Annotated in this window: 11 protein-coding genes, 1 pseudogene and 1 riboswitch; of the genes and pseudogenes, 8 read left to right on the plus strand and 4 right to left on the minus strand. The window is 37.2% G+C overall.

The features are described from left to right. Positions 1–114: 114 nt before the first annotated feature. Genes ACO6FI_RS12475 through ACO6FI_RS12485 form a run of 3 tightly spaced genes read right to left on the minus strand, consistent with a single transcriptional unit; the run spans position 115 to position 3233 of the window. Positions 115–1266, minus strand: coding sequence for an ABC transporter substrate-binding protein (locus tag ACO6FI_RS12475; protein WP_485457617.1), 1152 nt, complete (start codon positions 1264–1266; stop codon positions 115–117). Between the two features lie 36 nt (positions 1267–1302). After that, positions 1303–2085 carry an ABC transporter ATP-binding protein gene (locus ACO6FI_RS12480; RefSeq protein WP_485457618.1) on the minus strand — a complete coding sequence of 261 codons (783 nt, stop codon included), beginning with the start codon at positions 2083–2085 and terminating at the stop codon, positions 1303–1305. After that, a complete protein-coding gene (locus ACO6FI_RS12485; protein WP_485457619.1) occupies positions 2085–3233 on the minus strand; it encodes a FecCD family ABC transporter permease in 1149 nt (382 codons plus the stop codon). The genes ACO6FI_RS12480 and ACO6FI_RS12485 overlap by 1 nt, the downstream gene beginning before the upstream one ends. Positions 3234–3683: 450 nt before the next feature. Between ACO6FI_RS12485 and ACO6FI_RS12490 the strand changes: the two genes are divergently transcribed. From ACO6FI_RS12490 to cytX, 6 genes are all read left to right on the plus strand, one after another. Then, positions 3684–4517, plus strand: coding sequence for a formate/nitrite transporter family protein (locus tag ACO6FI_RS12490; protein WP_485457620.1), 834 nt, complete (start codon positions 3684–3686; stop codon positions 4515–4517). A gap of 103 nt (positions 4518–4620) precedes the next feature. Beyond that, positions 4621–4726, plus strand: a riboswitch (TPP riboswitch). 102 nt (positions 4727–4828) lie between these two features. Further along, complete coding sequence (locus ACO6FI_RS12495; protein ID WP_485457621.1) at positions 4829–4987, plus strand: energy coupling factor transporter S component ThiW; 159 nt, start codon at positions 4829–4831, stop codon at positions 4985–4987. Positions 4988–5003: 16 nt separating this feature from the next. Beyond that, a complete protein-coding gene (gene thiM, locus ACO6FI_RS12500; RefSeq protein WP_485457622.1) occupies positions 5004–5819 on the plus strand; it encodes a hydroxyethylthiazole kinase in 816 nt (271 codons plus the stop codon). Further along, positions 5806–6441 (plus strand): thiamine phosphate synthase, encoded by a 636-nt coding sequence (thiE, locus tag ACO6FI_RS12505; protein ID WP_485457623.1) that lies wholly within the window; start codon positions 5806–5808, stop codon positions 6439–6441. Before thiM ends, thiE begins: the two co-directional genes overlap by 14 nt. A 17-nt stretch (positions 6442–6458) precedes the next feature. Beyond that, positions 6459–7271: a bifunctional hydroxymethylpyrimidine kinase/phosphomethylpyrimidine kinase gene (thiD, locus tag ACO6FI_RS12510; RefSeq protein ID WP_485457624.1), complete on the plus strand. Its 813-nt coding sequence runs from the start codon at positions 6459–6461 to the stop codon at positions 7269–7271. Further along, positions 7264–8436 carry a putative hydroxymethylpyrimidine transporter CytX gene (gene cytX / locus ACO6FI_RS12515; protein ID WP_485457625.1) on the plus strand — a complete coding sequence of 391 codons (1173 nt, stop codon included), beginning with the start codon at positions 7264–7266 and terminating at the stop codon, positions 8434–8436. Before thiD ends, cytX begins: the two co-directional genes overlap by 8 nt. Before the next feature lie 129 nt (positions 8437–8565). Here cytX and ACO6FI_RS12520 read toward each other — a convergent pair whose 3' ends face one another. After that, positions 8566–9561, minus strand: coding sequence for a LacI family DNA-binding transcriptional regulator (locus ACO6FI_RS12520; RefSeq protein ID WP_485457626.1), 996 nt, complete (start codon positions 9559–9561; stop codon positions 8566–8568). Positions 9562–9823: 262 nt separating this feature from the next. On the opposite strand from ACO6FI_RS12520, the gene ACO6FI_RS12525 reads away from it, so the two are divergent. Together ACO6FI_RS12525 and ACO6FI_RS12530 are read left to right on the plus strand one after the other, a co-directional pair. Beyond that, positions 9824–11062, plus strand: a complete 1239-nt coding sequence (locus ACO6FI_RS12525; RefSeq protein WP_485457627.1) for an extracellular solute-binding protein — start codon at positions 9824–9826, stop codon at positions 11060–11062. Between the two features lie 12 nt (positions 11063–11074). Continuing rightward, a pseudogene (locus ACO6FI_RS12530) lies at positions 11075–11360 on the plus strand (sugar ABC transporter permease); the annotation flags it as partial.

Genomic DNA, 11360 nt, shown 5'->3' on the forward strand with positions numbered 1-11360 from the left:
AATATCCTGACAAAGTCACAAAGCAAAAACGCCTTGTATTTGTCAGGATATTTTTTTAGTTCTGCGGGAAGTAGAAATGCTTATTTCCCGACGGCCCATTTTGGTTATTTTATATTACTTTTTAGGATAGTTGTTAAGATCAGGTGTCTTGCAATCAAGAATCATTTGTGCCTCATCATCTGAAAGGTTGTATCCAAGGAACTCGGAGTAGAATTTCTTTACTTCATCCTTTATACTGAAGTCTGTGAACAGATCAGGATAAAGTACCTGTGCACACCACTGTGGTTGAAGAGCTGCATCTACACCATAACGATCCCAAGCGAACGCACCCTTCGGGTTTGAATAAACTCTCTTATTTTTTACGGCTTTAAGCTCCGCCCATGCCGGATCCGACATAATCTTTTCAACTTCAGACTGTGGCTGTCCTGTAATCAACACATCAGGATCCCAAGCCATTACCTGTTCAAGACTTATATTCTTTAAGTTACCCTGAACTTCCTGTCCTGCGGCATTCTTTCCGCCTGAGTATTTAATCCACTCATCAATGATAGTGTTACCGCCGTCAAAGTTCAACTCATATACGGAACTTCCGTGGGCTACGCTTAACTTCTTGTCGTCAGGGATGGAAGCTGTCTTTTCGGCAACCCAAGCGGTTCTCTTATCAAGATAATCTATATACTCGTCAGCCTTTTTAACCGCATCACCACCGAATACCTCGGCTGTGAGCTTTACAGACTTCTTAAGCTCGTCATATGTAGAGAACATGCAGTTGATATATGGGATACCTGCATTTGTAAACATTGCACGATAGTCCTCATTTGAACCGAATACAACATCAGGCTTTGCGGCAATAATCTCTTCAAGATTCATATCGGCTGAAAAGTCTGTTGATTTTGCATTGTAGAAGTTTGGACAGACGGCATACATCCATGGGAACTTTTCAGGGCTTACACAGGTAACCAGCATACCGTTTGCTCCGTCAAGCATAAGATCCACCTCATTATGTGCAAACCAGCTCTCCACATAAGTGTGAACTTCCTTCGGTATCTCAACCTGTACGCCCTTCATGTCGGTAACCGTTCTGGTTTCACCTTTGTTGTCAGACTGACTCTGTGCAGATGAAGCCGCTGTAGCATCCTGTGCACTTGACTCCGGTGATGAGCTTGGTATCTGATTTGTCTTTGCTCCGCTTCCGCATGCGGTAAGCATGAATGCACACATCACGCCGGTAAGAAATTTTGTAACAATACGATTATTTTTTCTCATATTATCCTCCTTATTATAAAAATATATAAAGAAACTTTATCCAAGCAATGGAATACAGCTCCTTATTAACTTTCCGCTGTCAGTTACCGTTGAACTGATCTTAACATCAACTCCGTACGCAAGTTTCAGATTTTCTTCAGTAACTATTTCATCCACAGTTCCAACCATGACCTTTTTATCCTTTGTAAGGAGTATTACTCTGTCACAGCAAAGGAAGGCATGGTCGGGGTTATGTGTGGTCATAAGTACTCCAAGACCTGAAGAAGTAAGTTTACTTATACATTCAAGTACATGTATTTGATTACCGAAGTCAAGGTTTGCCGTAGGCTCATCCATTACAAGTATTTTAGGCTCCTGTGTAAGTGCTCTGGCAATTAAAACCATTTGACGCTCACCGCCTGAAATATGAGTATATGTCTTATTTCTAAGATATGAAATACCCAGCATATCCATCATAGTGTAGGCCATTTTATAGTCGCTTGCTCCGGGAGATTCAAATCTTTTCAGATGAGCGGCTCTACCCATAACAACAACATCCTTAACAGAATACGGAAAAGGTGACTCATGTCCCTGTGGTATGTAGCCGACGCATTTTGAAAACTTTTTTGCTCCTATTTTTGACCTCGGCACACCGTCAAGCATTACATCACCGTCTATCAGGTTCAAAAAACCGAGCACTGAGCGAAACAGTGTGGTCTTTCCTATACCGTTTGGACCGAGGATACATACTATTTCACCCTGTTTTATAGAAAATGATATATCTCTAAGTATTACATTGTCTCCATATCCGCAAGATGCATCCTTTACAGATAATTCCATTATGCATTCCCCCTTGTTCTAAACAGTATGTATATAAAGAACGGAGCGCCTATAAGTGATGTCAGTACGCCAAGCGGAATCTCATATGCAAGCAATGATCTGCAAAAATTGTCTACAATAAGCATAAACAGAGCCCCTGTCAAAAGTGAAAAAGGTATTACAATCTTATTGTTCGGACCTACAATAAAACGCACAAGGTGCGGAATCATAAGCCCTACCCAACCTATTGTTCCGGCTATTGATACAACTGCCGCGGTAAGAAGAGTTGCACATATAATACATACAATTCTGACAGTCGAGACATCTATACCCATTGATTTTGCTTCGTCCTCTCCGAATGACAAAAGATTAAGCTTCCATCTTAGTGAAAATATAGGAATAACTCCAAGTAAAAAAGGTATAAGGAAGAATGTCAAATCATTATAGCTTACCTTTGCAAGACTCCCCATTAACCAATATGTCATAGCGGGAAGCTGTTCGTCAGTGTCTGCAAGATATTTTGTGATAGAAACAAAAGCCTGAAAGAGGGTATTTATTGTCATACCGCAAAGTACAAGCAATAAGATGGTATTTGACCCTTTACCTATAGACTTGCTTAAAAAGTATGAGAGTGCAACCGCAAAAATCCCCATAGAAAAAGCTGCTATTTGTACCATTACAGGTCCCATATTAAAAAGCATCATAATACAGGCGCCTACACTGGCACCTGCACTTGCACCCAAGATATCAGGTGAGACCATAGGGTTTCGAAACAGCCCCTGGTATGTTGCACCTGAGACCGAAAGAGAACTTCCTACCAAAATCGCGGCGAAAATACGAGGCATACGGACTCTCCATATAACTGTATCTTGAGGTCCGGTCATAAAATCAGTTTCTTTTAAAGATATTCCAAGATTTGAAAGCAACCACCATATTCCGTGCTTTATACCGCTGTAGACAGAAGCAAGCACATCTGATATAGACATATTGTAACGCCCGGATGAGAATGATATAAGGAATACAAAAATAAGCAAAGATAATAAAATAAAAAGATATATTAAACTTTTTCTTTTATCAGCTTTATATTCGTTCATAAAGTTTTTATCATCCTGCACTGTATCGGCATTTTGAAACTTACCTATATTATATGTACTGCTGTTATGTATCATCTTGATTCCTTTTCATGCTTAAAATGTTACATATCCTTTGATATGTATAATCAATCAAATCAAAATATATCACTATTTATTGATAATGTAAATAAGTAATTTTACTATAAATTTTCCAATGATTTAAAATACAATTCAAGATAGCTAAATCTAAGAAAAATATAAAAATAGTAGTATAATTTGTGATAATATGATTGCTTTTTGTAATATTATGCATATACATATATAATAGAATAAAAGGTTTGTCTTTATTTATTGATATAACGAATATATCGTATTTTTCTTTTGTTTATCATTTGTAAATTGAATGTCTGACAAATAAGTATTTATCTGAATATATCCTATTTTTCAAAAGTTATTTTGATTAGTCCTTGACATAAAAGATTTTTTTTGTACAATATATGAAGTTAGTTAAAAATATAACCGACAAAAAAAGAAGAGGAGTGTATTATGAATTTTTCCAATACAACCGCTGAGGTTACTTCAAATCTCATATCTGCGGGTGAGGCGAAGGTAGAGCGTCCGTTGCATAAGATGATTATCCTTGGAATATTTGCAGGTATGCTTATTGGTGCAGGTGCTATGGCAAGCAGTGTAGCTATGCATGATATTGCAAATGTAGGACTTGCAAGACTTGTTGCAGGACTTGTGTTCCCTATAGGCTTCGTTATGATGGTATTGTTTGGCGGAGAGCTTTTTACAGGTGCCTGCCTTATGATTATGGGACTGCTGAAAGGCAAGTACAATGTTGCAAGCATGATAAGAGTTCTTATTACAGTGTTTATTTCAAATCTTATAGGTGGACTTATCCTTGCAATCCTTGTTGCATACAGCGGACAGTTTAAACTTGGAGACGGGGCAATGGGTGCTTTTACAATAAAGCTTGCACTTTCAAAGGCAAATATTTCGTTCGGAAGTGCCTTTATCTCAGGTATACTTTGTAATTTCTTTGTATGCTTCGGAGTTGTTATGGCAGGACTGTCAAAGGACACCTCAGGCAAGGTTTTGGCAAGCTTTTTGCCTATTATGACCTTCGTTACCGGAGGCTTTGAGCATTGTGTTGCAAATATGTTCTATATTCCTGCAGGTATCTTTGCGGCAGGCAATGCAAAATTTGCTGAAGCTGCAATGACAAAGTACAGTATCTCAGCTGAAAAACTTGCCACACTCAACTGGCAGAACTTCTTTCTTAAGAATGAACTTCCGGTAACTCTTGGAAATATTGTAGGAGGTATGTTTTTTATCGGAGTTGCATTATTTATTGTATATGCAAGAAAAGACTGACAAAAACTGTATGAATTAATTGGTGACAGGCGGTTGCATTACCGCCTGTCAAATATTATATTGACATTTTTATTTGTAGTGATATACTTCCTATAAAATATAACTATATTAACGAGGGAGCTTATATTATAGGCTGAGAGGGAAGTGTGACTTTCGACCGTTCACCTGATTTGGATAATGCCAACGTAGGGAGATGTTTTTTACTTTCTTTTCAGAGATACAGGTTCTGTATCTCATTTTTTATTGCAAAAATCTCCTAAATATAAGTATACAATTTTATAGTTATAAACTTTACTTTAGGAGGATTACTTATGGATGAAAGTAATGTCAGGAAATTGAGTGTTTCAGGTTTGTTGTGTGCACTTGCAGTTGTAGGTAGTATGTGTTATTTTCCTGTTTTGGGAAGTAAATGTGCTCCGGTTCAGCATATGATAAATGTTTTTTCAAAGTTAAAATTAGAAAACAGTTAAAACGGGGGTAACTGATATGTTAAAAGAAATTCTTGAAAATGTTAAAGTCAAATCGCCTTTAGTACACAATATAACAAATTATGTCACTGTAAATGACTGTGCGAATATACTTCTTGCTTGTGGTGCAAGTCCTATAATGTCAGATGATTTGGAAGAGGTTGAAGATATAACATCTATATGTTCAGGACTTAATATAAATATAGGTACGTTAAACAAAATGACAATATCTGCAATGCTTGCAGCCGGTAAAAAGTCAAATGAATTGAATCATCCGGTTGTTCTCGATCCTGTAGGTGCAGGAGCATCAAGGTTAAGAACAGATACAGCAAAAAAGCTTCTTGAAACCGTGAAGTTAAGTGTGATTCGCGGTAATTTATCAGAAATTAAATGTCTTGCTGTAGGTAGCGGTAATACAAGGGGAGTTGATTCGGTTGATTCTATAAATAAAGAAAGTATTGATACAGTGGTTAGTTTTGCAAAAGATTTTGCACAAAAGACTTCAAGCATAATAGTTATAACATCCGTTATAGACATAATTACAGACGGTAAAACGGCATATTGTGTATACAACGGTGATAAGATTATGAGTAAAATCACAGGAAGCGGATGTCAGCTTTCAGCCATGATGGCGGCATATATAAGTGCCAATCCTAAGGATATATTAAAAGCCGCTCTTGCCTGTGTATGTGCAATGGGACTATGTGGTGAAATTGCAAAAAAACGTATGACAGATAAAGACGGTAACAGCAGCTATAGAAATTATTTGATAGATGCAGTTTATAATCTCACACCGGATGAACTGGAAAAGGGGGCAAGGTATGAGATTAGATAAGAAGTATATGCATCTTTATGCTGTCACAGACAGAGCATGGACAGGTAAAAAAACTTTATATGAACAGATAAAAGAGGCTCTTGAAAACGGGGTCACATGTGTGCAACTTAGGGAAAAAAATCTGGATGAAGCAAGCTTTATAGAAGAGGCAAAAAAGATATGTGTACTTTGCAGACAGTATAATACTCCATTTATTGTTAACGATAATGTAAAAGTGGCAATTGCTTCCAATGCAGACGGAATACATATAGGACAGGATGATATGGGGCTTAAAGATGTTCGTAAGATTGTCGGAGAAAACATGATAATAGGTATTTCAGCACATACGGTAGAGGAAGCTAAGTTTGCACAGGAGAACGGAGCCGATTATATAGGCATAGGTGCAGTATTTGAAACTTCCACAAAAAATGATGTAGATGTTATTCCATATGAAAAAGTGAAATCAATATGTGATGCTGTAGATATACCTAAGGTTGCTATAGGTGGAATAAATGCTGAAAATATATTGAAACTGAAGGGCAGCGGAATAGACGGAGTTGCAGTAGTTTCTGCGATATTCGGTGCAAAAGATATAGGTAAAGCTACAAAAGAACTATATACTCTGGCAAATAACTTAATATAACTTTGAGGAGACTATTTATGAGAACAGCATTAACAATAGCCGGAAGTGACTGTAGCGGAGGTGCAGGTATTCAGGCCGATATAAAAACAATGACTGCAAATAATGTATATGCAATGAGTGCAATAACGGCACTTACAGCACAGAATACTACAGGAGTATCAGGAATTGTAAATATAGATAAAGATTTTGTAAAGAGTCAGCTGGAGATGATTTTTGAAGATATTTATCCTGATGCAATAAAAATAGGCATGGTATCTTCTTCAGATATCGTAGAAGCAATTGAATACGAACTTGTAAAATACAAGGCAAAAAATATAGTACTTGATCCGGTAATGGTAGCTACAAGCGGGTCGAAGTTGATAGAAGATAAAACAATAAAAACCTTACAGGAGAAACTTTTTCCTCTGGCAAGTGTTATAACACCGAATATCATGGAAGCAGAGGTGCTTTCAGGTGTAAGCATTAAAAATGATAAAGATATGTTGGAGGCTGCACAAATAATCTATGACAATTACGGTTGTGCCGTATTGTTAAAAGGGGGACATAGTATAAACGATGCAAATGATTTGTTGTATGAGGACAAAAAAGCGAAGTGGTTCTTTGGAAAACGTATAAATAATCCTAACACTCACGGTACGGGTTGTACACTTTCATCTGCCATAGCGGCAAATTTGGCAAAGAAATATACGCTCGAAGAATCTGTAAAAAGAGCGAAGAGCTATATATCGGAGGCTCTTCTTGCCATGCTTGATCTTGGAAAAGGAAGTGGACCTATGAATCATGCTTTTAATATCAACGGAGAGTATGCAAAGGAGAGTGAGAATGAATAAGCGTACATCAGTATTTGAAAACAGCCTGATATGGTTTGGGGCGGCTGTATCTATAGCAGAAATTTTAACAGGAACATATTTTGCTTCCTTAGGTTTTTTTAAAGGGTTACTGGCAATAGTTCTTGGTCATATAGTAGGTTGTGTTTTACTGTTTTTAGCCGGCTTAATAGGTGCAAAGACACAAAAAAGTTCGATGGATACTGTAAAAATGAGCTTTGGAGATAAAGGAAGTATTTTCTTTGCAGTACTTAATGTTATGCAGCTTTTCGGTTGGACAGGTATAATGATTTATGACGGTGCTTCGGCTACCGAGGGAATACTGGCTGCAGGTCATATTATATGGTGTCTGATTATCGGCGGACTTATTTTGATATGGATACTTATAGGAATTAAGAATTTGGGGAAAATAAATATAGTTGCCATGTCGGCACTGTTTATAATGACAATTGTTCTAAGTTTTATCATATTTAAAGGCGGAGCGGTATTCGGTACAGATAGTGAAGGTATGAGCTTCGGAGCGGCACTTGAGCTTTCAGTAGCTATGCCTTTGTCATGGCTGCCTCTTATGAGCGATTATACTAAAGAAGCTGAGAAACCTGTAAAGGCAACTGCAGCAAGCAGTATTGTATACGGTCTGGTAAGTGTATGGATGTATCTTATAGGAATGAGTGCGGCGTTGTTTACAAAAGAGTCAGATATAGCTCAGATTTTACTGAAAGCGGGATTTGGCATAATGGGTCTTCTTATAGTTGTACTTTCTACAGTGACCACAACATTTTTAGATGTATACTCGGCAGGAGTATCAACGGAATCAATATTTTCAAAAATAGAGTCAAAATGGGTGGCTATAGCCGTTACCGTTATAGGGACTTTGGGAGCCGTTATATTACCGATGGATGATATAACAAGCTTTTTATATCTTATAGGTTCAGTATTTGCACCTATGATTGCAATACAAATAGCCGATTTCTTTATATTAAAAATAAGTCATGATGAAAAGAAGTTTTCAATACAAAATATCATTATATGGGTAATAGGATTTATAATATACAGAATATTGATGAAGGTTGATACACCGATAGGAAGCACCATACCGAGTATGTTAATTACTATATTTATATCTGTTATTATAAATAAAGTATTTATAAAAAGAAAATCCATATAACGAAGATATCTAATGTGACACCAAAAGTTATATCTTTCGGCGTAGCGGTTTTTGACTGCTACGCATTTTTTATTTGGACAATATAACTGTAATATATGCGTACTTTAATTTTCATTTATATTATTCTATTCAAACATTCGCTGTGGATTTTCTTTTAATAAGTTTTGCATGTAGCAAAAATGTACTTATCGGTATATCACTTAACAGACTTGAAAGTGCAAAGAATCCGCTTTTGCCAAGTTCAACTCTGTCCTGTTTAACAGTGGTAAGCGGCGGTGATGCATATGCCGATGCCGGCAAATCATCAAAGCCTATAATACTTATATCTTCAGGTACTTTATAGCCGAGCTGTTGACACTTTACAATTGCCGCCAAGGCTATATTATCATGGCTGCATATAACAGCTGTCATTCCGACTTCCAAAAATTTAGGCAGATACTTTTCTGTACATTCAAAGATATGGTAGGAGCATCCTGTATTTGCAAAAGCGGTTCTAAGTCCATGGCGATGCATGGCACGCAAAAAGGATGCATGTCTCATCTGAAGTACATAAGAGCCAAGTGAACCGCTAAGATAGGCTATATTTCTATGTCCGAGATTGGTAAGATGAGTAAGTGCCAGCTCCATTCCCTCATCATTGTCAATACCTACATAGGCGGTAGCGGCATTTCCGGTAACATAGTTATCGAAGAGTACGGCAGGAGTATGACTGCTTTTAAAATCTTTAATCCATGGATCATTCAGTGAAAATCCTATTACAAAAGAACCGACATAGTCATGTTCAAGCATGAATACATCATAATTTTTACTTTTTTGCAAAGCAGTATCGACAGGTACCGTTTCCACTTCAAAGCCTGCAGGTTCCGCCAACTGGCGAAAACCTATGATTATATCATATGCAAAATGATGAGGTTTTTCATACTCAATATTTTCTTCTTCTACTAAAACACAGATTTTTTTGACCGGCTTTTTATATCGTCTAAGCTTTGTATAATCCAGTGCAACGGCAGTCTCTAAAACTTGTTTACGCAACGCCTCACTAATATCAGGTGCATCGTTTAATGCTTTTGACACAGTACTTTTGGAAATGCCCAGTTTGTCAGCAATATCCTGTATTGTAGTCATAATTTAATATCCTTTCATAATAAAAGAAAATCATTTCAATATTATTATATAGAATGAAATTGTAAAAAGCAACGAATAACACCATGATAAATTTCAGTTGAAATTTCTTTTTTATTTTACATATATAAAAACCGAAAAATGTGTTATATATGTCTTATAAAAACATAGAGAAAACATGAAAATTGATTGACTAAGAATTAAAAAAGATATATATTTACATTAACGAAACAATACGAAAATTTAATCTGGAGGTAGTAAGATTATGAGAAGAGGTCTTGCAAGATTTCTAACAGGAATCATGACTTTGACTCTGGTAGCGGGGCTTACAGGATGCGGCGGCAGTAAGAGTGCTAACGGAGCTGAAAAGGTCAGGCTAATGGTTTGGTCACCGTCGGAAGATCAGTCAAAAGACAATGGTGAGTGGCTTCAGACAATGTGCAAAAGTTTTGCAAATCAACATCCTGAATGGGATATAACCTTTGTCTACGGTGTTGAAGATGAGGCAACTGCGGCGGATCAGGTATCACAGGATCCTGATGCAAGTGCCGATGTGTTTATGTATGCAAATGACCGTATAACCAATCTTATTGATGCAAAGGCAATTGCAAGGTTTGGCGGCAAGTATAAAGACGCTATTGAATCAACTAACTCAAAGGAGCTTTTGGATTCACTGAGAGTAAATAATGATATTTACGGTGTACCTTTTACAACAAATACATGGTATATGTTCTATAATAAGTCTGTATTTTCTGATGATGATGTAAAAAACCTTGATACAATGCTGAAAAAGGGTACAGTATCTTTCCCTTTAGTCAATTCATGGTATCTTCCGGCATTTTATCTGGGAAACGGATGTACGTTGTTTGGAAATAAAAATGATGAGTCAAAGGGGGTTGACTTCAGCGGTGAAAAAGCGGTAGATGCTACCAACTATGTAATTGATTTGGTGGCCAACCCGAATTTTAAAATTGATGCGGACGGTTCAGCACTTGCAGGTCTTCGTGATGGCAGTGTAAGTGCGATGTTTACAGGTTCATGGGATGCGAATGCTATTAAGGAGACACTTGGAGATAAGATGGGTGTTACATCACTTCCTACTTTTACTGTTAACGGGACTCAGAAGCAGATGCTTGCTTATGCAGGTTCAAAGGCAATCGGTGTAAATTCACACAGTGAACATATGGAACAGGCGGTTGCACTTGCGGTATATCTTGGAAGTATGGAGGCACAAAAAGCACACTATGAGATGAGAAATGTTATACCATGTAATACCGAGCTTTTAAAGGATCCGAAGATTTCAGCCGATGCACTTGTTGTGGCACAGAATAATACTTTTAACAACACTTCAATTCTTCAACCTTTTGTGGCGGCTATGAGTAACTGTTGGACTCCTGTTGAAAACATGGGTAAGGGAATCAGAAACAAGAGCGTGACACATGATAATGCCAAAGATCAGACAGAAGCGATGAATGCGGCAATGAACAGTAACGGAATAAATTAAGGGGTAAATGTTATGGGTTTATTAAAAAAAAGAGTTAATGAATTTCCGACTCCATACACTTGCACCAACGCAATAAAAGAGGGCGGATTATCAACAAAACTTTCCATGATCCTTATGGGATTTGGAAATATAGTAAACGGACAGGTTATCAAAGGACTTATATATCTTTTTATAGAAATTGCATATCTTGTCTTTATGTTTGTAAACGGAATCGGATTTATAGCGGGCCTTAAAACACTTGGAAGTGTAGAGCAGCAGGAAGTATGGGATGAGGCAAAGCAGATTTATACCTATACAA

The organism is Lachnoanaerobaculum sp. (genome assembly GCF_057250505.1).

Bases quoted from the DNA above. Each gene is read 5' to 3' on its own strand.
- ACO6FI_RS12525 (WP_485457627.1), top strand. From the start codon at position 9,824: ATGAGAAGAGGTCTTGCAAGATTTCTAACAGGAATCATGACTTTGACT.
- ACO6FI_RS12485 (WP_485457619.1), bottom strand. From the start codon at position 3,233: ATGATACATAACAGCAGTACATATAATATAGGTAAGTTTCAAAATGCC.
- thiM (WP_485457622.1), top strand. From the start codon at position 5,004: ATGTTAAAAGAAATTCTTGAAAATGTTAAAGTCAAATCGCCTTTAGTA.
- ACO6FI_RS12520 (WP_485457626.1), bottom strand. From the start codon at position 9,561: ATGACTACAATACAGGATATTGCTGACAAACTGGGCATTTCCAAAAGT.
- cytX (WP_485457625.1), top strand. From the start codon at position 7,264: ATGAATAAGCGTACATCAGTATTTGAAAACAGCCTGATATGGTTTGGG.
- ACO6FI_RS12480 (WP_485457618.1), bottom strand. From the start codon at position 2,085: ATGGAATTATCTGTAAAGGATGCATCTTGCGGATATGGAGACAATGTA.
- ACO6FI_RS12490 (WP_485457620.1), top strand. From the start codon at position 3,684: ATGAATTTTTCCAATACAACCGCTGAGGTTACTTCAAATCTCATATCT.
- ACO6FI_RS12495 (WP_485457621.1), top strand. From the start codon at position 4,829: ATGGATGAAAGTAATGTCAGGAAATTGAGTGTTTCAGGTTTGTTGTGT.
- thiE (WP_485457623.1), top strand. From the start codon at position 5,806: ATGAGATTAGATAAGAAGTATATGCATCTTTATGCTGTCACAGACAGA.
- ACO6FI_RS12475 (WP_485457617.1), bottom strand. From the start codon at position 1,266: ATGAGAAAAAATAATCGTATTGTTACAAAATTTCTTACCGGCGTGATG.
- thiD (WP_485457624.1), top strand. From the start codon at position 6,459: ATGAGAACAGCATTAACAATAGCCGGAAGTGACTGTAGCGGAGGTGCA.